Source organism: Flavobacterium sp. CLA17, from assembly GCF_013112255.2.
Lineage (GTDB): Bacteria > Bacteroidota > Bacteroidia > Flavobacteriales > Flavobacteriaceae > Flavobacterium > Flavobacterium circumlabens.
This window is the reverse complement of the sequence record NZ_CP068294.1, coordinates 1,092,406-1,114,043: the sequence shown is the minus strand read 5'-3', so window position 1 is coordinate 1,114,043 and position 21,638 is coordinate 1,092,406. Positions and strand designations below refer to the sequence as shown.

The window sequence follows — 21,638 nt, the reverse complement described above, 5'->3', positions numbered from 1 at the left end:
TTTAATCGTTTCTTTAAAAGTACGATTAAACGATTTGCCGATTAAATATAAATCACAATGAACGCTCTACTACTTCCTACCTATTTTCCGTCAATCAGCCACTTTGCAGTGATGGCTCAATCTGAAAATATTACTTTTGAAATGGAAGATAATTTTCAGAAACAAACCAACAGAAACCGCGCTTATATTTACAGCCCAAACGGAATTCAGTTATTAAATATACCTGTTAAACATTCTAAGGCACCACATCAAAAAACAAAAGAGGTGCGAATCGAGAATGAATTCGACTGGCAAAAACAACATTTCAAATCTTTGGAAGCCGGATACAGAAGCTCTCCTTTCTTTGAGTTTTTTGAAGATGATATTCGTCCTGTTTTCGAAAAACAACATACTTTCCTAATGGATTTAAATATGGAAGTTTTAGCTATTGTAACGAAGTGCCTAAGAATGAAATTAGAGTTCGGAAAGACAACGGAATATTTTGCAGAGACAGCAGACACTACTGACTTCAGATTTTTGGCCAACGGAAAAAAAGACCCCAATACATTTGAAAAATATACACAGGTTTTTGATGACAAACATGGTTTTATAAACAATCTGAGCGTACTGGATTTGCTTTTTAACGAAGGTAAATTTGCAATGGATTATTTAAAAACACAAAAACTGGTATAATGATATTCTCTTTTTGTAGAATTGGAATTTGGAATTTTTAGAATTTTGGAATTTAAACTCTCTTACTCTATTCCATTGAAAGTCTCGTCATTATAGGGTAATGATCCGAGTTTTCGAAATCAGAGAAACTTTGGAATTGTTTTACTTTCATTTTACTATCCGTAAAGATATAATCAATTCGCGCAGGATAATAGCGGAATTTATAGGTTGCCCCAAAACCCTGACCAGCCTCTTCAAAAGTATCTTTCAGCTTTCCTTTTATGTTTCTGTACACATAAGAAAAGGGACTATTATTCATGTCTCCACAAATAATAATCGGGCTTTTACATTGTTTAATATTTTCTTTAAAAATTTCAGCCTGTTCCTGCTGCTGTCGGAACCCTTTACTGATTCGGGTATAAATCAACTGTGATTTCTGTTGATTTACATTATCGATATTATCCGAAATATCATTGACATCCGGAGAAATCTTAATCGACTGCAGGTGCATATTATATATCCGTATAACATCTTTACCGAGCTTTATGTCTGCATATATCACGTTATTGTCTGATTTAGGAAAGATAATACTGCCCTGATACAGAATTGGAAATTTCGAAAAAATGGCCTGCCCTGTTTTTATTTGATTACCGTCTATAAAAATATAACGATGCGGATACACTTTTAAGTCAATATGAGCAGAATTGGAATATTCCTGAATGCACAAAATATCAGGGTCTTTTTCGTCTATAAACGTTTTAATATTCGATGGAATATCGTCACGGTCTAACCATTTAAACACATTAAAAAGACGAACATTATAGCTCATTACAGAAAAATCCTTCTCATCTTCTACATATTCCTTGCCGGAAAATTTATAAAATTTATTAATAAATGTAATCCCGGTCAGCAATACCAGACCAGACAAAATAAGACGCTTTTTAAACTGAATCGCCCAATAGAGGAAAAACAATCCATTCATCACAAAAAAGGCCGGCATAAACAGCGTCAGCACCGACAAAAGCGGAAAGCTCTTCGGGGCTAAGAAAGGTAAAACATAGATACTAAATGTCACTACAGTAAGTACTATATTCAAAAAGAACATCAATTTATTAAACCACGACAGGTTTTGCATGCTTTCTTTATTACAGGGATTATTTTCCAGCTTTAAATAAAAACTCTTTTTCTTCTTTGGTCAGACAATCATAACCCGATTGACTAATCTTATCTAAAATTTCATCAATTTGTTGTTGGGTTTTGTCTTTTGTAACAATTCTGGAAGTAACTTTTTCTGTAGGTTTTTGATAATTTTTATGAACTTTTTTAAATGGGGTCGATGGGGATTTTTTAAAAATATTGGTAAAAAAATCTAATATTTTAGAAATTATAATACTTAAATCTGTTCCGTTTTGAAGCAATTTAATAAAAACAAAACCAAAAACAGCACCCGCTAAGTGCGAAATATGACCACCCATATTACCCAGTCGCAACTGCATTAAATCTAAAATTAAAATTACAGCTGTAATGTGCCATAATTTTACATTTCCTACCAATAATAAACGAACATTCATTAGAGGCTGATAGGTTGTCGTTGCTACTAAAATAGCCATAATAGCAGCCGAAGCCCCAACAATAGAAGCGGAATAATTTAAAAAATAATAGGTTAAAACAAAAATGATTCCGGAGAAAACAGCACTTAAAATGTACAATCCCAGATATTGCTTTTGTGTAAAAAAGGTTAAAAACAAATTACTTGCAAAATTTAAAACCATCATATTAAACAACAAATGCAGGAATCCATCATGAAAAAAGGCATAGGTTAAAAATGTCCACGGTTTAAATAAAAATACTTCAGGATCTGATGATAAAGCCAGCCAGCCCGGAAAAGCAAACTGCCCGATTGAAAATTGGTAAAAGAACACTAAGGAAATCAGAAAACAGGCTACATTCCAATAAATAACGCGCATTGCGATACCACCTAATTTGTATTGTAGTTTCAAATCATCAAGAATGTTCATAAAGTTCTCTTTTGGTTTTTACAATTAATTATCTAAAGTTAAAAATTAATTCCAACGGTTTTTATTAAATTGATTTTTTTTCCAGTACAGCATCATTAAAAAACCGGTTAGCGCTCCACCTAAGTGAGCAAAATGGGCAACACCTGTACCACCGCTTCCAAATAAAGAATTACCTCTAAAACCTAAAAACAAATCAATTGCTAAAATTCCCGGAACAAAATATTTTGCTTTGATGGGAACCGGAATAAACATTAAAGCCAGTTCTGCATTAGGAAACATAAAAGCAAAAGCGGTCAATAAACCATAAATTGCCCCGGACGCACCAACAACAGTACCCATATAAGTTCCCGTAAAACTTTCAAATTGTGAAACCGTTAGCAATTCCTGCCATCTCGTATCAATTTTACCTTCATTTAAAAGTTGCAAAACATCTGTTTTATTATAACCGTTCGCTACTAAGGTATTTATACTGTCCTGAAAAAAATAATAATTCACACCAGTATGTAATAATGCCGCTCCAAGTCCGCAGGAGATATAAAAGAACAGAAATTTTTTAGGACCCCAAAAATGCTCTAATGCCGATCCAAAGGAAACCATCGCGAACATATTAAATGCAATATGCAGGATTCCACCATGCATAAACATATGCGTGATTGGTTGCCAGGCTTTAAAACTTGGGTTTTCCGGAAAAAACATCGCGAAATATTCGTAAGAAACAGGTACCAATTGCGAACCAATAAAAAAGATAATATTGATTATCAACAATTGTTTTACTACAGGAGTCATGTTCATCATAAGGCAAACTTTTTATCTATATCTTCAACACGCATCGTGATGAAGGTTGGTTTCTGAAAAGGTGAAATATTAGGATCTTTACAGGCAAATAATCCGTTTACTAAATTATCCTGCTCTTTTTCGGTTAAATAAGATCCGGTTTTAACCGCTAAACTTTTGGCCATCGATTTGGCTATTGTATCATTTTGGCTGTAACTGCTCGCCGGAATTCCGTCCTGTAAGTCTGTTAGCAACTGTTCAATCACCAGTGACACTTCGCTTTCTGTAATATTGACCGGAATTCCCGAAATTACGATATGATCGGTTTGAGCACCTTCAAAAACAAAACCTGTTGTTTCCAAAGAAGGTTTCAGTTCTTCAATCAATTCCATTTCTCCTGAAGAATAAAACAGGTTCAACGGAAAGAGTAATTGCTGACTTGAAGCCTGATTGACAGTCATATTCAACAAAAATTGTTCGTATAAAATACGCTGATGCGCCCGCTGCTGATCCACAATCACCATTCCGGATTTTATTGGGGAAACAATATATTTTTTATGAATCTGATAGGTTTTCTGACTGGCCTGTTCTACATCCTCATCGTTAAATAAAGACGAAGTAACTTCTTCATTTTCGAATGTAAAAGGAGAACTTTCAATACTTTCCGTTTCTAAACCCACGTACAAACTTTCCCAACTGGCAGTTGGTTCCACTCTTTTGGAATATCCGGAATACGAACCTGATCCTGAACCAGAGCCGGAACTACTTGCGTAACTGGATCCTGATCCGGATTTAGAATAATGCTGGTTGGTTTTGTCGTCTGTAAACGGATTAAAAGTTCCATCTACCTGAATAGTTGGTGTCTCACCCTCTAAATCTTTATAATGATAAGGCGTATCCAAATTCGAGTCACGATCAAAATCTAATACAGGTGCTACATTAAACTGACCTAAACTATGTTTAATCGAAGCCCTTAAAATGGCATACAAGGCTTGTTCATCATCAAACTTGATCTCCGTTTTAGTCGGATGAATATTGATATCAATGGTATTGGGCGGTACTTGCAGATAAAGAAAATAACTCGGTTGCGAACCATCTTTCAAAAGTCCGTCATAAGCTGCCATTACAGCGTGGTGCAAATAACCGCTTTTAATAAAACGATCGTTTACAAAAAAGAACTGTTCTCCCCTGTTTTTCTTAGCAAATTCAGGTTTGCATACAAATCCCTGAATGTTTATGATTTCGGTCTCTTCGCTTACCGGAACCAGTTTCTCATTGGTTTTACCCGACATAATACCTACAATTCGCTGGCGGTATCCCGCAGCGGGCAAATTGAACATTTCGCTTCCGTTATGATAAAAAGTAAAATGAATATTGGGATGCGCCAGGGCTACACGCTGAAACTCATCCATCACGTGGCGAAATTCAACGGTGTCAGACTTTAAGAAGTTACGGCGTGCCGGAATATTAAAAAACAGATTTTTAACTGCAAATGAAGTTCCTTTTGGTAAAACCGCTACTTCCTGAGAGATAAATTTACTGCCTTCAATCACAATGTGTGTTCCCAGTTCTTCCTGATCCTGTTTGGTTTTCATTTCCATGTGGGCAATCGCAGCGATAGAAGCTAATGCTTCACCGCGAAACCCTTTGGTATGAAGGGAGAATAAATCTTCTGCCTGACGTATTTTTGAGGTCGCATGACGTGCAAAGCACAAACGTGCATCGGTCACACTCATTCCTGCTCCATTATCAATCACCTGAACCAACGATTTTCCGGCATCTTTAATAATCAATTTAATGTCGGTTGCTTTGGCATCAACAGCGTTTTCTAACAACTCTTTTACAACCGAAGCAGGTCTTTGAACTACCTCTCCGGCGGCAATCTGATTAGCAACGTGATCAGGAAGTAATTGAATAATACTTGACATTAAGAAATTTGGGTTTAAGGTTTTGTCCTTGATTTCAGCCAACTGGAAAATCTCAGATTGATATTGTTAATTTTTTCCGGTTTTAAAAACCAAGGTGTACAAATTTAATGAATTTTGATTGTGATTCAGAACATCTGCAGTCATAAAAAAAACAAAAAACCCATACTATTTTTACACAGTACAGGTTCTTAGTATTTTAAAGCAAATACGCTTTATTCTTTTTCTATATTATTATAGCAATTCAAAATATAATTGCATAAAATGTCCTAAGGTAATTACCCTTTTTGAATCGATTAAATATAGCTAAATTTACTCATTTGTGTAGAAATGATTGCCTAAAACATCTTTCAAACCAACCATCACCATCCAAACAAAAATAAAAAAGAGCCATAATCCAAATCCGGATTTCAAACTCCCAATTGTCAGTGAAACAAGAAATACTGAAAGTACCATTGAACTAATACCAATTAACAAAAGGAAGAAAACATTTGTTTCCTTTTCTCTCATTTCATTTATCGCAATTATCACCAAAGAAACAGCATAAGCAAAAATGAGAACATTAACCAAAAACACAGAAGACCCAGAATGACCTTTCAATTTATTGAAAGAATCAAAAAAAATCAGAATTGATACAAAAATTCTGGAAACGGCCCAAAAGACTCTGGTTTTACAAAAAAATTCATCCATAAATTTTATATACTATTTACTCTTTTTCGATTTTAATCGGAGTTTCTTCAATTTGAATAGCACCTGAAGCCAATAAAGGCTGATGAAAAGGATGTGACATAGAAGCCTGTTGACGGATATAGGCCATTTTTATAGCTGCAATTGCCGCTTCAGTTCCTTTATTGCCATGAATTCCACCACTTCTGTCGATAGATTGCTGCATGTTATTGTCTGTTAAAACACAAAAAATAACCGGAATATCCGTTTGAACATTCAAATCTTTAATTCCCTGCGTAACACCTTCGCATACAAAGTCAAAATGTTTCGTCTGTCCCTGAATGACACATCCAATTACAATAACGGCATCAACATTTTGCGTCTGCAGCATTTTTTTCGCACCGTAAATAAGCTCAAAGCTTCCCGGTACATTCCAGCGGATAATTTGCTGGGCAGGAACTTCATTATCAATCAATGCTTCAAATGCACCATTGTAAAGCCCTTCAGTTATCGTTTCATTCCACTCAGAAACAACAATCCCAAATCGAAAGTCTTTCGCATTTGGGATCGTGTTTTTATCGTATTCTGATAAATTTTTATTTTCGGTAGCCATCTTTTATATTTAAGATTTTTGATATTAGACTTTAGATTCTGAAATACAAATCTACAATCTTAAATTTAAAATCTAATATTTTTATTGTGCTAATCCAATCAATACATCAACAGAAGCAGCTTCCGGTGTTGCATCGAAGTTTTCTTTAATATCGGTAAAGTATTTTAAAGCATCTTCTTTCTGACCTAAAGCTAAAGCAGTTTTACCAGCTTTAAGCAGGAAACGAGGTGTTGTAAAATCATTTTTGTTAGATTCCGCCGCTTTTACATAATAGTCTAAAGCTTCTTTTTGCTGATTTTTCTGAGAGTAAGCATCTCCGATTGCACCTTTTGCCAAAGCGCTTAAGATCAAATCTTCAGATTTGAACTCTCCTAAATATTTGATTGCCTCATCGAATTTACCTGTATTCAAATACGCCATACCAGCGTAGTAATTTGCTAAGTTTCCAGCGTCAGTTCCTGAATATTCGTCAGCAATTTTGATGAATCCGAATTTACCTTCAGAACCATTCAAAGCTAATTTGTATAATGAATCGCTAGCTACACCATCAGTCGCCTTTTGGAAGTTTTGTTGTGCAACAAACATTTCGTTGGCAGCTTCATCCTGTTTCGGAGCTTCGATAAATTTTTGGTAAGCCAAATATCCAATAGTCGCAATTGCAATACCAGCAACTAAACCAATAATGATTTTTTGATTTTTAGCAACCCAATCCTCCGTTTTAGAAGCAGTCTCATCTAATTTTGAAAAAACACCAGCTGTTGTGCTGTCTTTTTCGTCAATGATTACCTGTTGTTCTTCATTTACTTCTTTAACTTCCTTTTCTTTTGGTGCTTTATATCCTCTTTTATTGTAAGTAGCCATTTAAAATTAATTTAGTGAACGGCAAAAATAAAATTTTTATTGAAACTGAGGTAAAAAAAATCAATTTTATCACTATTTTAAAAAAAATAATTTCAACAATCGCAACTCCTTTGGCTTCAGCGGCAAAATAATTCATCCTGAAAAGCTCCAAAAGCCTTTTATATCGATAATTTTCGATAATTTGCACCCTCAAATTTTTGTTGTTCAAAACATGACTTTTCCTGAGCTGCGGGTATCATTTCAGCCACAGATATTACAGATTCTCACAGATTAGAGCACTATTTTAAAAGAAATCCTTTGAAAATCCTTCAATCTGTGGCGTAAAAACTGGATCTCCGGAAAAAGTCCTGCTCAAAACAGCAGATTTTATCCTTTACAATCCTTAAAAATGCACCTAAACAAAATTTCTTTATTCAATTATAAAAACTTCTCCGAAGCCAGTTTTGATTTCGACCACAAAATCAATTGTTTTGTTGGAAAAAACGGAATAGGAAAGACTAACGTGCTGGATGCAATTTATCATTTGGCGTATGGGAAAAGTTATTTTAATCCTTTGGCCGTTCAAAACATCAAACACGGAGAAGAGTTTTTTGTGATTGATGCCGAACTGGAAAAAAATGACAGAACAGAGCAAATTGTCTGCAGTTTAAAAAAAGGACAGAAAAAAATCTTAAAAAGAAACGGTAAAGCCTATGATAAGTTCTCAGATCATATCGGATTTATTCCGTTAGTGATTATTTCACCCGCCGACCGTGATCTGATTGTTGAAGGCAGCGAGACACGCCGTAAATTCATGGACAGTGTAATTTCACAATTGGACCATACCTATTTGCATCAGCTTATTCAATATCAGAAAATCATTGTACAGCGAAATGCCCTTCTGAAATATTTTGCCCTGAATCATGTTTTTGACAACGACACCTTATCTATATATAATGAACAACTGGATGCTTTTGGAAAATCTATTTTTGAAAAACGAAAAGAGTTCCTCGAACAGTTTATACCTATATTTAATAAACACCATGAAGCCATAACCGGATCTGAAGAATCGGTGCAACTGGTCTATGAAAGTCATTTATTCGAAAAAGACCTGTTGACGCTTTTACAGGAAACGATTAATAAGGATCGTGCGTTACATTATACCAGTTCCGGAATTCACAAAGACGATTTGTCTTTTGAAATCGATTCGCATCCGATAAAGAAATTCGGTTCGCAAGGCCAGCAAAAGTCTTTTTTGATTGCCTTAAAACTGGCTCAGTTTGAATTTCTGAAAAAACAAAGCGGTGTAAAACCTCTGCTGCTTTTTGATGATATTTTTGATAAATTAGACGAAAGCCGGGTAGCTAAAATTATCGAAATGGTAAACAGTGACACTTTTGGGCAGCTCTTTATTTCCGATACCCATCCGGAGCGAACTGAAGCCATCGTAAAATCGACCCATCAGAGTTATAAGATCTTTAATTTGTAAGAAGCTTTTTTTGCCACGAATTTTCACTAATTATCATAATCTGCAATATTCATTAGCCACAGATTTGAAGACTTTGTAAAAGCCAGACGACTAAAAAAACTTTTAAAATTCGTGCTAATTCGTGAAATTCGTGTCGAACTTTACAACCACTCTGACGGAGAAGTATTAAATTAGCCAAAACAAATAACTGTCATAAATATCCAATATGCTAACGAAAGAATCATTGCAATTTTTAGACGACTTAAAAGCCAATAACAACAGAGACTGGTTTCAGGATAACAAAAAACGATACGAGATTTTCAAAAAAGATTACCATCAGTTAGTGGGTGATTTTCTTGATGCGATGAAACCTTTAGATCCTTCACTGGAATTACTGGAAATTAAAAATTGTACCTTCCGAATCAATCGTGACATTCGGTTTTCTAAAGACAAATCTCCTTACAAAGCACATTTAGGCGTCTGGATGTCTTCTGGCGCAAAAGGTCAGAATCGTTCGGGATATTATGTCCATATTGAAAAAGGCGCCAGTTTTATTGCAGGAGGTTTTTATTCACCGGATCCGGAACAACTAAAAAAAGTCCGTAAAGAAATTGCTTTTTTCCATGAGGACTTAGAAGGTATTATAGCCGACAAGAACTTCAAAAAAGAGTTTGGAAATCTGGATTTCGATGAAAACAATTCGCTTAAAAATCCACCGCGTGGTTATGAAAAAGAACATCCTGCCATTGAATTCTTAAAATTAAAAAGTTTTACCGCCACTCAGAAATACGACATCAAAGAAGTGACCCAAAAAGACTTTGTGTCTAAAATGAGTCAGAAACTGATTGCTTTAAAACCTTTAAACGAATTCATAAATCGTGCTTTAGAAACTGATGAATTTTAGAAAATATAAAGTTTTGCCACAGATTTCACAGATTCACACAGATTAAAAAATCCTGTAAAATCTTTTAATCTGTGGCAAAAAAATTAAGTTTGCCGAATGAAAAAAAGAAAAATACTTTTTCTTGGCGAGTCCTATCGCGCTGATGCTATCACCTGGATGAAAGGCCTGAAAGAATTTGGCGATTTTGACATTATAACCTGGGAACTTCAGACACCCAATAGTTCAAAATTAAACCGGTTCAGGCGTATCGCAGAATATTTCTTCGCTCCTTTTGCTATTCGAAAAATCATTCGAAAAGAAAAACCCGATATGGTAATTGCCGAAAGAACCACCAGTTATGGCTTTCTTGCGGCTTTATCCGGTGCCAAAACCATTGCCATTGCGCAACAGGGAAGAACCGATTTATGGCCGGAAGGTTCCATTTTATTGCCTTTTAAGAAATTCATTCAGAAATATGCTTTCAAAAAAGCACACCTGATTCATGCCTGGGGCCCCGTGATGACCATTTCGATGAAGGAAAGAGGTGTTGACATGAGCAAGGTTCTCGTGCTGCCAAAGGGAATTGACTTTTCGGTTTTTACTCCCTCCATTTCAAATGCCACCCGAATTGAAGCTATCGTAACACGTTCTTTACAGCCGGAATACCGACATGATTCGATTCTAAAAGCTTTTTCGATTTTAAATCAAAAAGGGATTGATTTTTCACTGACTATTGTTGGCGATGGAACCCGTTTGTCTTTTTTGAAAGATTTAGCCAAAGATTTACAGATCGAAAACAAAGTGATTTTTACAGGAAGAATTCCGAATACGGAACTTCCCCGATTATTGCAGCAATCGAATATTTATATCAGCATGCCGATAACCGAAGGCGTTTCGGCTTCCTTATTTGAAGCGATGGCCTGCAATTGTTATCCGGTAGTTTCTGATATTGCCGGAAATCAAAGCTGGATCACGCACCGCGAGAACGGGCAATTGATTGAAATTGATAATTTTGAAATGCTGGCAGAAGAGTTAATCTGGTCTTTTGAAAATACTGAATCGCGAAATAATGCAATTTTACAAAATAGAAAGTTTGTAGAAGAAAATGCGAATTATGACATCAATATGAAAATTATTGCGGATAAGTATCATGAGTTGTTAGACTTGCGAAATAAAAATTAACCGCAAAGAACGCAATCCCAATAGCTATCGTGATACGCAATGAACACAAAGCTTAACGAACTTTGCGCAAACTTTGTGTCTTTGCGGTAAAACCAAAAATTATAATTCTTACTTTTGAACTCAGAATAATCCCGAATTTTAGGGACGTCAAAAAAGCCTTTTATCTATGGAAATACAATCCAATTTTTCTTTAAAAAAACACAACACTTTTGGTATTGAAGCCAAAGCGAAACAATTTGTAGCCGTTCATTCAACAGCCGAATTGAAAACCGTTTTAGAGGAAAACAAAAACCAGAAAAAATTTGTTTTAGGTGGAGGCAGCAACATGCTTTTAACGAAAGACATTGATGCTTTGGTCATTCATATCGATTTAAAAGGTAAAAAAATCATTAAAGAAGACGATGATTTTGTCTGGGTCGAAAGTCAGGCGGGAGAAACCTGGCATGATTTCGTTCTCTATACGATTGAAAATGATTTTGGTGGTTTGGAAAACATGTCCTTAATTCCCGGAAATGTCGGTACCACCCCAGTTCAGAATATTGGGGCTTACGGAACCGAGATCAAAGACACTTTTGTTTCCTGCGAAGCGATGCACATTGAATCTCAGGAAATGAGAATCTTCACCAACGCCGAATGTAATTTTGGCTACAGGGAAAGCATTTTTAAAAATGAAATCAAAGACCAATATATTATCACATCGGTCATTTATAAACTGACGAAACGCAATCATAAAATCAACACTTCGTACGGAGATATTCTGGCTGAACTGGCTAAAAACAATATTACTGCGCCGACTTTAAAAGACGTAAGCAATGCTGTAATTACCATAAGACAAAGCAAATTACCGGATCCGAAGGAATTAGGAAACAGCGGCAGTTTTTTTAAAAATCCGATTTTACTGAAATCTGATTTTGAGAAAATCCACCAAAAATTTCCGGAAATGAAATATTATGAAGTTTCGGAAACGGAAGTGAAAGTCCCTGCGGGCTGGCTGATTGAGCAAGCCGGTTTTAAAGGAAAACGTTTCGGAGATGCCGGAGTTCATAAAAATCAGGCTTTGGTTTTGGTGAATTACGGAAATGCCACAGGGCAGGAAATTTTAGCCGTTTCAAAAGACGTTCAGGATACGGTTTTTAAAACGTTTGGCATTCATATCGAAGCTGAAGTAAATGTGATTTGATTTAAATATCCTGCCACGAATTACACGAATTCCCACTAATTTATTCGGATTAATTCATGCAATTCGTGACAAAAAAACAAGACCTAAAAATGTACACACCTGACCTATACAAAAACGAAGATCCGGAATCGATCAGAGCTTTCTTAAGAGAAAATAGTTTTGGAATCCTGATCAATCAGACCAACGGAAAATTATGTGCAACCCATATTCCGATCGAACTCGAAATTAAGGCTGATGGCACAGAAGTTCTGCAGGGGCATATTTCAAAATTAAATCCGCAGGCAGAAGGTTTTGCAGAAAATGATCAGGTTCTTGCTGTCTTTTCAGGTCCTCACAGTTATATTTCTTCTTCGTGGTACGATCATGAGAATGTCCCGACATGGAACTATATAGCCGTACATGTTTACGGACGCATCAAAATTACCGATGAAGCCGCAACAATTGAATCCCTTAGAAAATTGGTTGATAAATACGAAGCTGGTTCAGAGAATCCGGTTCGCCTGGATAACCTGTCCACAAAAACCATGCGTGAAGCCAGAGGAATTTTTGGTTTTGAAATCGCAATTGATGAAATTCAGGCGACAAAAAAACTATCGCAAAACAGAGATGATTTTAATTATAAAAACATAATTTCGGAGTTGGAAAAGACCGAAAACCCTCAGGCTATTGCTGTTGCGAAAGAAATGTCAAAATGCCGAAAGTAAATTGGTATTAATCATTGAAAATTAGGAATTCATAAGTACATTTGCACGCGCAAGATTCAGAAATCAAAAGACATTAAAATCAGATGCTTACATTCATTTTTTACTTTTTTATTGCTATTGTTGTTCTACAACTTTCTTACTATCTGGGCATTTTCGGAAAATTTGCTTTCGGCAAACCGCAAAGCATCACACCAAAAGACATTCCGGTTTCTGTGATTGTCTGTGCCAAAAATGAAGAAGAAAATGTAAAAAAATATATCCCGCTATTAGCGGAACAAAACTATCCTGACTTTGAAATTGTTTTAATTGATGATGCTTCAAGCGATGAAACACTGGAAGTTTTTGAAGAATTTGAAAAACAATACAGCAACATTCGTTTAGTAAAAGTAGAAAACAATGAAGCCTTTTGGGGGAACAAAAAATATGCTTTGACACTCGGAATTAAAGCGTCCAAAAAAGAATATCTTTTATTTACAGATGCAGATTGTTATCCGACATCAAAAGAATGGATTACGACAATGACTTCACAATTTACCCTGAACAAAACCATTGTTTTAGGTTATGGCGGTTATGAGAAAAGAGAGCGTTCTTTATTGAATAAACTCATTCGATTTGAAACTGTTCTTACGGCAGTACAATATTTCTCCTGGGCAAAAATCGGACTTCCGTATATGGGTGTTGGGCGAAATTTAGCTTACAAAAGGGAAGAGTTTTTTAATGTAAATGGCTTTATCGAGCACATTCAGGTTCGTTCGGGTGATGATGATTTGTTCGTCAATCAGGCTGCCAATAAAAGCAATACTACAATTGCCTACACTCCTGAAAGTTTCACGTATTCGAAACCAAAAGAAACATATGCAGAATGGTTTTCTCAAAAAAGAAGACATGTTTCTACTGCAAATTATTACAAAGTTTTTGATAAAATTCAGTTAGGTCTTTTTTACACCTCACAATTATTTTTCTTTTTATTAGTTATCCTTCTATTGTCTTTTCAATTTCAGTGGATTGCTGTATTGGCTTTAATCGCGACTCGCTACACCATTGCGTGGATTGTAATGGGGTTTTCAGCCGGAAAATTGAGAGAAAAAGATTTAAAAGTATGGTTTCCTATTGTAGAAATCATGCTTATATTCACGCAAATTAATATCTTTATAACTAATATCTTTTCAAAACCTGTACATTGGAAATAAATTCTAAAATAGAAAAAGCAAAAAAAGGCGATCAGATCGCCTTTACTTTTTTGTTGGATTTCTATTGGAATGAAGTGTACGGATTTATGCTAAAACGTACCGAAAACGAAACTACTGCCGAAGATATTACCATCGAAACTTTCTCAAAAGCTTTCGACAAAATTGCCTCTTACAATCCTGAATTTCAATTCAACACCTGGTTAATTGCAATTGCAAAAAATGTTTACATTGATTTATTACGCAAAAAGAAAACCAATCTTTTTATAGAAATTACCGATACTGAAGACCAACAGGCATATAACATCGCTGACACTACTCCGTCTGCGGAAGATGCTTTAATTAAAGAGCAAAACCTTTCCCGTTTACTGCAATGCATCAAAGAATTAAAACCCCATTATCAGGAAGTAATTCAGCTGCGTTATTTTCAGGAAATGACTTATCAGGAAATTGCACTCAAGATTGATGAGCCTTTAAGCAATGTAAAAGTAAAACTACTCCGCGCTAAAAAATTATTAGCAGAAATCATCGAACGCAATAGATAATTTATTATCTTTAGTTAAAGATTAAAATAGCCACGTATTTTTTCTTAAAAAGATTAAAATTTCACAAACCCTTACATGTTCTTTTGTTTTTATTGTCTAATCAAAATCAAAAATTTTGTTGCTTATGATTTAATGTTTACTTAACCTTAAAATCCAATCTAATTATGTCTAAACTAAGCATCTATGAAACCAAGTGGACCAATCTTGTTTTCGAAAACAAAAACAAAGAATACGGCGCGTATCAATTACGCCAGGAAAGTTCTAAAAATTCAATAACAGCTTTATTTGCAGGATTGCTAGTCATAGCAACTATAGGCAGTGCTTCTGTTTTAATTAACAAATTTAAAACAACTGAGATTATTGAGCCAATACCTACAGATATTCCTCTGGATCCTCTTGTTGCTACAGAAGTACACCTAAATCAGGACATACCGCCCGCTCCTCCTGCACCGCCGCAAAGTGCTTCGACACCGGTAACTGAAGTAGTTCAGTTTAGAAATCCTGTTGTAGTGGAAGCTGAACAGGCTGTGGAACAGATTGCACCTAATACGGTAAATGCACCAGTAGTTGAAAACACCAGCGGAACAGGAGTTGCCAATACTAATGTTTTACCATCCAATGGTAATGGCGGAGAAGTTGCTTCAGTAGCTCCCACTACTAACGAACCTGTGCTTGCTGCAAGATTAGACAAGCAACCTGAATTTCCGGGAGGAATGGCTAAATTTTATACTTTCGTTGGAAATAATTTCCAAAGACCGGAACTGGATGCTGAAAAAACGTTACAAGTGTATGTTTCTTTTGTAGTTGAAAAAGACGGTTCCTTAACAGACATCCTTGTAAAAAAAGATCCAGGTTATGGAATGGGCAAAGAAGCTATTCGCGTTCTGAAATCATTAAGAACAAAATGGAGTCCAGGTATCTTAGACGGAAAACCGGTTCGCACCGCATACAATCTTCCAATTACAATAAAAACGGAACTGGAATAACAAAATAAAAGGCAGAATTTAGGTTCTGCCTTTTATTATGGATTTTTTTTAATCCGCTAACTAAAATTGAAGATTATTAAAGAATATCATCCTATTTTTATTTTCTTTCATATTGACTCCTTTCTTTATAAAATTAAAAACCAATTCATAAAATCAGTAAAATCAAGTATATTTACAGTATATAAAAAGGATTGTATTAAAAATTAAAAACTATAAAAATGGGAATATTTTCGGCTATTATTGGTAATGCTGGTTCAGTAAGTCAAGAAGATTTAGTTAAAAAATACGGACAACTTTTAACAGACAATGAAGAAATCGAAATGGGTTTTAAACTTATCCGCGATACTTTTATCTTCACGAACAAAAGATTAATTCTGGTTGACGTACAAGGAATTACAGGAAGTAAAACAGAATACAAATCAATTGCCTATAAAAGCATTACTCGCTTTAGCATTGAAACAGCAGGTACTTTTGATCTTGATGCTGAATTAAAAATCTGGGTTTCCAGTGAATTACAACCAAGCATCGTAAAACAATTTAACAAATCGGTAAATGTGTATGATGTCCAAAAAGTTCTGGCACATCACGTTTTAGGATAATAAAAAAACCCGACAAATTAAATTGTCGGGTTTTCTTTTTTATGATAATCAATAGTGGTTATTTCTTTTTAGTTACTTTTTTTGTTGTCTTCGTTTTTTTAGCCGGTGCGGGAACTGTGTTTACAATTTTTTGCTGTACGTAAGGTTTATACAAACCATCTTTTTCTGCTCTTGCTTTGGCATCATCAGCTCTCTTTTTAGAGTCCGGGTGCGAGCTCATCATCTGATCGATAAAGGAAGCTTCAGTTCCTTCACTCATTTTTGCTAAAATTCTAAAGGCAGATTCTTCGGCATTGATGTTATATCCATTTTTCTTCAAAAAGTTATACGAAAATAAATCAGCCTCTGTTTCCTGTTTTCTACTGTGTTTGCTATCAATTAAAGCACTTCCGATTTTACCTAACTGGCTATCTGTTACTGATGTAATAGTTGCCGATTGGGAAGAAACCCCATCAATTAATGCTTCTTTTTGGTAAGCTGCACGCATTGCATCTCGTGAATCATTATTCGCAACGTGACCAATCTCATGTCCAATTACAGCCAATAATTCATTATCATCCATAATATCCATCAGACCAGAATATACGCGAACACTTCCGTCAGCTGTGGCAAATGCATTTACTTCTTTTACTTTATATACTTTAAAGTTTAAAGTATATCCCTCACCGGCAGTATGTTTACCAAAGACCCTGTTCAATCGTATTGCATATCCATCTGTTGCAGGCGCAACTACATTTTCTGCATCTAACTTAACAACTGCTTCTTTAGACAACGCTGCAGCATCGGCATTACTTAGTGTAAAGCCAGCGACTCCTTTTTGAACAGCTCCAAGGGCTTTTTCACCAAAATTAATCTGCGCATTCATACTGGTGAAACTAAAGGCTGCAAACAAAGCACCTGATATTATAAATTTCTTTTTCATGTTTTTATATTATTACAATTTAACAACAAATGTACTATTAACAAAATTCTGTTTTATCTCTTTTCGAGTAATTTTATAACAAATAAAGATATAAATTTTAAACTGGTAAAAATCAAACCGCTGTCACTATTATTCATCCTAAATCAACAAATTAATAAAAAACTAAACAGTTCAGGAGGCTTTCCTTTTTTAAATCAAAATTTTAACAGTAAGCCTAAATTATATGCAATACGAGTTTTCTTAATCCCAAAGCAATGCAATAGCAAATTAACCCTTAAACAAATCTCCAAATAAACAACATTCCGTATCTTTGTGCTTTGAATTTTGATATATGGAAACAGTCATTGAAAATATCCCAACCGGAAAACCTAAATGGTTAAAAGTAAAACTTCCGATTGGGCAAAAATATACTGAACTTCGTGGTTTGGTGGATAAATACAGCTTAAATACGATTTGTACCTCAGGAAGCTGCCCTAATATGGGGGAATGCTGGGGCGAAGGAACAGCCACTTTTATGATTCTTGGAAACGTTTGTACCCGTTCCTGCGGATTTTGCGGCGTAAAAACCGGAAGGCCTGAAACCGTAGACTGGGATGAACCTGAAAAAGTAGCCCGCTCTATAAAAATCATGAATATTAAACATGCCGTAATTACAAGCGTTGACAGAGATGATCTGAAAGATGGCGGTTCTATCATCTGGATTGAAACGGTGAAAGCAATTCGCAGAATGAATCCTAATACGACTCTTGAGACTTTAATTCCGGACTTTCAGGGAATTGAAAGAAACCTTGACCGAATTGTGGAAGCAAATCCTGAAGTAGTTTCACATAATGTTGAAACGGTTCGTCGTTTGACACGTGAAGTACGTATTCAGGCCAAATACGACCGCAGTCTTGAAGTTTTACGTTATTTAAAAGAAAAAGGAATCAACAGAACCAAATCCGGAATTATGCTGGGACTTGGCGAAACGGAAGAAGAGGTTTTCCAGACGATGACAGATTTACGAAATGCAAATGTAGATGTGGTGACCATCGGTCAGTACCTGCAGCCGAGTAAAAAACATTTACCGGTAAAAGAATTCATAACGCCTGATCAGTTTGCGAAATACGAGAAATTCGGCCTTGAATTAGGTTTCCGTCATGTTGAAAGCGGACCATTGGTTCGTTCTTCCTACAAAGCACAAAAACATATTTTATAGAAAAAGGTTATTCGTTTAACTGATTAATTGTTTAATCGTACTGACAATTAAGCGATTAACCGGCTAACGGATTAAACAAATAAACAAAAAGATTGAAAACAAGAATTGCTATAAATGGTTTTGGGAGAATTGGAAGAAATCTATTCCGTTTACTTTTAAACCATCCTGAAATTGAAATCGTTGCTATCAACGATATCGCAGATAACAAAACCATGTCGCATTTGATAAAATACGACAGTATCCATGGTGTACTGCCTGTCAAAGTAAGCCACGATGAAAAAAGTATTATTGTTGATGGAAAACATTTTCTATTTTTTCATGAAAAAAGTATTTCAAATTTGGACTGGAAAAGCCATTCTATTGATTTTGTTATAGAATGTACCGGAAAATACAAAACCCATGAAGAATTAAACGCACACCTTGAAGTTGGAGCAAAAAAAGTAATCCTTTCTGCTCCTTCTGAAGTTGACACGATAAAAACAGTCGTTCTTGGCGTTAATGAGAACATTCTGGATGGAACTGAAACCATAGTTTCGAATGCGAGTTGTACCACAAACAATGCTGCCCCGATGATCAAAATCATTGATGAATTATGCGGAATCGAGCAGGCATACATTACAACAATACATTCTTACACTACCGACCAAAGCCTTCACGACCAGCCACATAAGGACTTACGCCGTGCCAGAGGTGCAAGTCAGTCAATTGTTCCGACAACTACTGGTGCAGCTAAGGCTCTAACAAAAATTTTTCCTAAATTGCATGAGAAAATAGGTGGTTGTGGAATTCGGGTTCCTGTTCCTGATGGTTCATTGACCGATATTACGTTTAATGTAAAACGTGCTGTTACTATCGAAGAAATCAACACCGCTTTTGAAAACGCCTCAAATACAAGTTTAAAAGGAATATTAGATTACACAGAAGATCCGATCGTATCGGTTGATGTAATTGGCAATAGAAATTCGTGTCTGTTTGACGCCCAGCTAACTTCCGTTATTGATAAAATGGTAAAAGTTGTAGGCTGGTACGATAATGAAATTGGCTATTCATCAAGATTGATTGATTTGATTCTGCTGATGAAAAAAGCATAAGATTCATTGTAAGAAGCATTGCGATACATGAAACACTACCTTTTAATTCTTATCAGTTTTTTTAATCCGTTTTTGTATTCTCAGGCCAAAAAGAGTACAGATAGCATTATCTATTATAATAAACTGGCCAACACCAATCTTCAGAATAAAAAGTACGATCAGGCCGTTTTTTTTACAGAAAAATCGATTGCTTTTTGTGCTTCCAATAACAAATCGGAGAATTTAGCCAATCAGACTTTTAAGCTTGGTAAAATTTATTACAACCTTGGAAATTATGAAGATGCCTTAAAAAACTTTCATAGAAGTGTTTCTTTATTCAGCAAAGTAAAACCAACATGTACCAAAGCCCTTGCACTGCATTACATTGGTATCACGAATACTGCAAAAGGAAATTACAAAACTGCCCATATCTATTACACAAAAGCGGAGAATCTTCTAAAAAAATTAAATATTGCTGATAGCGCCGAAATTTTAAGCTATCAAAAAGCGATGGCATTCAAAGCAAATAATAACTTTCCCTTAGCCATACAAACTTTTCAAAGCATAATTAAAAAACCGGATAACAGCTCCATTTTAAAAGCAAAAACCGACGCCTATTATCAGCTTGGTCTGCTGGAAACCCAGCTTCAACAAAATGATTCTGCCCTCTTTTATTTCGATAATGCTTTAGAAATGAGTGCCAAAAACAACGATTTAGCACAAAAGTCAAAAATCGTTCTGGGCATCAGTCGCTATTACAAAAAGAACAGGGATTTTGATCTGGCCTACTCGTATCTTGATGAACATTATCAGATTGAGAACTATATCTTAAAAATAAAAAATGCCAAATTAGATCTAAACGAGTTTGAAAAATTTAAAAAAAACCAATCAATCAGTACTAGTTTAAAACGCGAGAGTGAAGAAAAGATTCAGTTAAAAACGTATCGGTACTCTAAGCTGGTTAGCATTTTAGCCATTGCCTTAATTTCTATTTTATCCCTTTTGAGTCTGGCTTTATACAAAAACAATATTATTCGAAATCAAAATAATTTACTTTTGAGAGAGAAAAACAAGGAACTTATCCTGGCTAAAAACAAGGCTGAAAAAGCATCAAAAGCCAGATCAGAATTTTTATCAACTGTAAGTCATGAACTCCGAACCCCCTTAAATGCCATTAACGGAATTACACATTTACTGCTGGAAGACAGTCCTAAAAAAACGCAGTTAAAATACCTGGAATCTTTAAAATTCTCAGGAAATTACCTTACCACTTTTATCAACGAGATTCTTGAGATCAATAAAATAGATTCTACAAAAATAGAAATTGAAAATATTTCTTTCAACCTTAAAGAGTTGTTATTCAACATTCAAAGTTCCTTAAAAGAATTAGCAGCCGCCAATAAGAATTATTTCAATCTTGAAATAGACGAGACTATTCCGGACAATTTAATTGGAGATCCAACCAAATTATCCCAGATTATACTCAACTTAATCAACAATGCTCTAAAATTTACACAAAACGGACATGTAAGCGTCATTGCGAAATTATATGCGATTGAAGATGAAAGTGCAATCGTTTATTTTGAAATTGTGGATACCGGAATTGGAATTCCGGAAGACAAATTACAAACTGTTTTTGAAAGTTTTTCTCAGGGATCTGTAGAAGTTAATCGCAAATACGGCGGAACAGGTTTAGGTCTTACAATTGTAAAAAAATTAATTGAACTTCTGGGCGGTGAAATCAAACTAAAAAGCGAGGTCGGCAAAGGTTCTGCTTTCACCTTCAGACTAGATTTCAGAATCAACAAAGAGCCCCTTGAAATAAAGGAAGAAGCCAAATCATATAATGACATTCATTTCCAGCACAAATCTATTTTATTGATTGAAGACAACAAAATCAATCAGATGATTACCCGAAAAATGCTCGAAAACAAAGCTATAACATGCGAAATAATCGATAATGGCGAGGATGCAGTTGAGCTGTTGAAAGTAAAAAAATTCGATATGATTCTAATGGATGTCCACTTACCCGGAATCAACGGAACAACTGCTACAAAACAAATCCGGGAATTTGACAAAACTACTCCGATTATCGCCTTAACAGCTATTTCGCTGGATGAAAACAGGGATATGCTTCTATCTTTCGGAATGAATGATGTGATTACAAAACCTTTCGCTCCTGATGAATTTTATAGTATTATTGCGAAATTTTTTGATAAAAACTAAA

The 21,638-nt window shown here is 35.2% G+C and carries 21 protein-coding genes; 13 read left to right on the top strand and 8 right to left on the bottom strand.

Features of this window, described 5'->3' with window-relative positions; translation table 11 throughout:
• The first annotated feature begins 57 nt into the window (after positions 1-57).
• The gene (locus HAV12_RS04855) at positions 58-672 is read left to right on the top strand and encodes a WbqC family protein (RefSeq protein ID WP_171568720.1); all 615 of its coding nucleotides are present in this window, start codon (positions 58-60) and stop codon (positions 670-672) included.
• 67 nt (positions 673-739) lie between these two features.
• On the opposite strand, the gene HAV12_RS04850 is transcribed toward HAV12_RS04855, so the two are convergent.
• The 7 genes from HAV12_RS04850 to HAV12_RS04820 form a co-directional block, all read right to left on the bottom strand.
• Positions 740-1,756: an endonuclease/exonuclease/phosphatase family protein gene (locus tag HAV12_RS04850; protein ID WP_240345270.1), complete on the bottom strand. Its 1,017-nt coding sequence runs from the start codon at positions 1,754-1,756 to the stop codon at positions 740-742.
• A 49-nt stretch (positions 1,757-1,805) separates the two neighbouring features.
• Positions 1,806-2,669 (bottom strand): rhomboid family intramembrane serine protease, encoded by an 864-nt coding sequence (locus HAV12_RS04845; RefSeq protein ID WP_171568718.1) that lies wholly within the window; start codon positions 2,667-2,669, stop codon positions 1,806-1,808.
• Between the two features lie 45 nt (positions 2,670-2,714).
• On the bottom strand, positions 2,715-3,464 hold the full coding sequence (locus HAV12_RS04840) for a rhomboid family intramembrane serine protease (RefSeq protein WP_171568717.1): 750 nt from the start codon (positions 3,462-3,464) through the stop codon (positions 2,715-2,717).
• Entirely contained in the window at positions 3,461-5,371 is a 1,911-nt protein-coding gene (mutL, locus tag HAV12_RS04835; protein ID WP_171568716.1) for a DNA mismatch repair endonuclease MutL, read from the bottom strand. The genes HAV12_RS04840 and mutL overlap by 4 nt, the downstream gene beginning before the upstream one ends.
• A gap of 309 nt (positions 5,372-5,680) precedes the next feature.
• The gene (locus HAV12_RS04830; protein ID WP_205423350.1) at positions 5,681-5,878 is read right to left on the bottom strand and encodes a hypothetical protein; all 198 of its coding nucleotides are present in this window, start codon (positions 5,876-5,878) and stop codon (positions 5,681-5,683) included.
• A gap of 196 nt (positions 5,879-6,074) precedes the next feature.
• A complete protein-coding gene (gene ribH, locus HAV12_RS04825) occupies positions 6,075-6,647 on the bottom strand; it encodes a 6,7-dimethyl-8-ribityllumazine synthase (protein ID WP_065450990.1) in 573 nt (190 codons plus the stop codon).
• 81 nt (positions 6,648-6,728) lie between these two features.
• Positions 6,729-7,508, bottom strand: coding sequence for a tetratricopeptide repeat protein (locus HAV12_RS04820; protein WP_132036494.1), 780 nt, complete (start codon positions 7,506-7,508; stop codon positions 6,729-6,731).
• Between the two features lie 388 nt (positions 7,509-7,896).
• Between HAV12_RS04820 and HAV12_RS04815 the strand changes: the two genes are divergently transcribed.
• The 9 genes from HAV12_RS04815 to HAV12_RS04775 all read left to right on the top strand — a co-directional run bounded on the left by HAV12_RS04815 (position 7,897) and on the right by HAV12_RS04775 (position 16,221).
• Positions 7,897-8,976 (top strand): DNA replication/repair protein RecF, encoded by a 1,080-nt coding sequence (locus HAV12_RS04815; protein ID WP_171568714.1) that lies wholly within the window; start codon positions 7,897-7,899, stop codon positions 8,974-8,976.
• Positions 8,977-9,181: 205 nt separating this feature from the next.
• A complete protein-coding gene (locus HAV12_RS04810; RefSeq protein WP_171568713.1) occupies positions 9,182-9,859 on the top strand; it encodes a DUF2461 domain-containing protein in 678 nt (225 codons plus the stop codon).
• Positions 9,860-9,955: 96 nt separating this feature from the next.
• Entirely contained in the window at positions 9,956-11,020 is a 1,065-nt protein-coding gene (locus HAV12_RS04805; protein ID WP_171568712.1) for a glycosyltransferase, read from the top strand.
• A gap of 166 nt (positions 11,021-11,186) precedes the next feature.
• Positions 11,187-12,200, top strand: coding sequence for a UDP-N-acetylmuramate dehydrogenase (gene murB, locus HAV12_RS04800; RefSeq protein WP_171568711.1), 1,014 nt, complete (start codon positions 11,187-11,189; stop codon positions 12,198-12,200).
• An 89-nt stretch (positions 12,201-12,289) separates the two neighbouring features.
• Positions 12,290-12,904, top strand: coding sequence for an FMN-binding negative transcriptional regulator (locus HAV12_RS04795; protein ID WP_171568710.1), 615 nt, complete (start codon positions 12,290-12,292; stop codon positions 12,902-12,904).
• Positions 12,905-12,987: 83 nt separating this feature from the next.
• Entirely contained in the window at positions 12,988-14,094 is a 1,107-nt protein-coding gene (locus HAV12_RS04790; RefSeq protein ID WP_171568709.1) for a glycosyltransferase, read from the top strand.
• On the top strand, positions 14,085-14,636 hold the full coding sequence (locus HAV12_RS04785; RefSeq protein WP_132036487.1) for an RNA polymerase sigma factor: 552 nt from the start codon (positions 14,085-14,087) through the stop codon (positions 14,634-14,636). Before HAV12_RS04790 ends, HAV12_RS04785 begins: the two co-directional genes overlap by 10 nt.
• 164 nt (positions 14,637-14,800) lie before the next feature.
• Positions 14,801-15,622: an energy transducer TonB gene (locus HAV12_RS04780; RefSeq protein ID WP_171568708.1), complete on the top strand. Its 822-nt coding sequence runs from the start codon at positions 14,801-14,803 to the stop codon at positions 15,620-15,622.
• A 218-nt stretch (positions 15,623-15,840) separates the two neighbouring features.
• On the top strand, positions 15,841-16,221 hold the full coding sequence (locus HAV12_RS04775) for a PH domain-containing protein (protein WP_171568707.1): 381 nt from the start codon (positions 15,841-15,843) through the stop codon (positions 16,219-16,221).
• Between the two features lie 58 nt (positions 16,222-16,279).
• On the opposite strand, the gene HAV12_RS04770 is transcribed toward HAV12_RS04775, so the two are convergent.
• Positions 16,280-17,143, bottom strand: coding sequence for a M48 family metalloprotease (locus HAV12_RS04770; protein WP_171568706.1), 864 nt, complete (start codon positions 17,141-17,143; stop codon positions 16,280-16,282).
• Positions 17,144-17,474: 331 nt separating this feature from the next.
• On the opposite strand from HAV12_RS04770, the gene lipA reads away from it, so the two are divergent.
• The 3 genes from lipA (at position 17,475) to HAV12_RS04755 (ending at position 21,637) form a co-directional block, all read left to right on the top strand.
• Positions 17,475-18,341, top strand: coding sequence for a lipoyl synthase (gene lipA / locus HAV12_RS04765; RefSeq protein WP_029272210.1), 867 nt, complete (start codon positions 17,475-17,477; stop codon positions 18,339-18,341).
• 92 nt (positions 18,342-18,433) lie between these two features.
• Positions 18,434-19,432: a type I glyceraldehyde-3-phosphate dehydrogenase gene (gene gap, locus HAV12_RS04760; protein ID WP_171568705.1), complete on the top strand. Its 999-nt coding sequence runs from the start codon at positions 18,434-18,436 to the stop codon at positions 19,430-19,432.
• Between the two features lie 27 nt (positions 19,433-19,459).
• On the top strand, positions 19,460-21,637 hold the full coding sequence (locus HAV12_RS04755; protein WP_171568704.1) for an ATP-binding protein: 2,178 nt from the start codon (positions 19,460-19,462) through the stop codon (positions 21,635-21,637).
• Position 21,638: the final 1 nt, after the last annotated feature.

What these genes read in the sequence shown, in the direction of transcription:
- HAV12_RS04850 (WP_240345270.1), bottom strand. Translation starts at nt 1,756, where the DNA reads ATGTTCTTTTTGAATATAGTACTTACTGTAGTGACATTTAGTATCTAT.
- HAV12_RS04770 (WP_171568706.1), bottom strand. Translation starts at nt 17,143, where the DNA reads ATGAAAAAGAAATTTATAATATCAGGTGCTTTGTTTGCAGCCTTTAGT.
- HAV12_RS04820 (WP_132036494.1), bottom strand. Translation starts at nt 7,508, where the DNA reads ATGGCTACTTACAATAAAAGAGGATATAAAGCACCAAAAGAAAAGGAA.
- murB (WP_171568711.1), top strand. Translation starts at nt 11,187, where the DNA reads ATGGAAATACAATCCAATTTTTCTTTAAAAAAACACAACACTTTTGGT.
- HAV12_RS04815 (WP_171568714.1), top strand. Translation starts at nt 7,897, where the DNA reads ATGCACCTAAACAAAATTTCTTTATTCAATTATAAAAACTTCTCCGAA.
- HAV12_RS04855 (WP_171568720.1), top strand. Translation starts at nt 58, where the DNA reads ATGAACGCTCTACTACTTCCTACCTATTTTCCGTCAATCAGCCACTTT.
- HAV12_RS04840 (WP_171568717.1), bottom strand. Translation starts at nt 3,464, where the DNA reads ATGATGAACATGACTCCTGTAGTAAAACAATTGTTGATAATCAATATT.
- HAV12_RS04795 (WP_171568710.1), top strand. Translation starts at nt 12,290, where the DNA reads ATGTACACACCTGACCTATACAAAAACGAAGATCCGGAATCGATCAGA.
- HAV12_RS04780 (WP_171568708.1), top strand. Translation starts at nt 14,801, where the DNA reads ATGTCTAAACTAAGCATCTATGAAACCAAGTGGACCAATCTTGTTTTC.
- HAV12_RS04845 (WP_171568718.1), bottom strand. Translation starts at nt 2,669, where the DNA reads ATGAACATTCTTGATGATTTGAAACTACAATACAAATTAGGTGGTATC.
- lipA (WP_029272210.1), top strand. Translation starts at nt 17,475, where the DNA reads ATGGAAACAGTCATTGAAAATATCCCAACCGGAAAACCTAAATGGTTA.
- HAV12_RS04830 (WP_205423350.1), bottom strand. Translation starts at nt 5,878, where the DNA reads ATGAGAGAAAAGGAAACAAATGTTTTCTTCCTTTTGTTAATTGGTATT.
- ribH (WP_065450990.1), bottom strand. Translation starts at nt 6,647, where the DNA reads ATGGCTACCGAAAATAAAAATTTATCAGAATACGATAAAAACACGATC.
- HAV12_RS04810 (WP_171568713.1), top strand. Translation starts at nt 9,182, where the DNA reads ATGCTAACGAAAGAATCATTGCAATTTTTAGACGACTTAAAAGCCAAT.
- HAV12_RS04805 (WP_171568712.1), top strand. Translation starts at nt 9,956, where the DNA reads ATGAAAAAAAGAAAAATACTTTTTCTTGGCGAGTCCTATCGCGCTGAT.
- HAV12_RS04775 (WP_171568707.1), top strand. Translation starts at nt 15,841, where the DNA reads ATGGGAATATTTTCGGCTATTATTGGTAATGCTGGTTCAGTAAGTCAA.
- HAV12_RS04790 (WP_171568709.1), top strand. Translation starts at nt 12,988, where the DNA reads ATGCTTACATTCATTTTTTACTTTTTTATTGCTATTGTTGTTCTACAA.
- HAV12_RS04755 (WP_171568704.1), top strand. Translation starts at nt 19,460, where the DNA reads ATGAAACACTACCTTTTAATTCTTATCAGTTTTTTTAATCCGTTTTTG.
- mutL (WP_171568716.1), bottom strand. Translation starts at nt 5,371, where the DNA reads ATGTCAAGTATTATTCAATTACTTCCTGATCACGTTGCTAATCAGATT.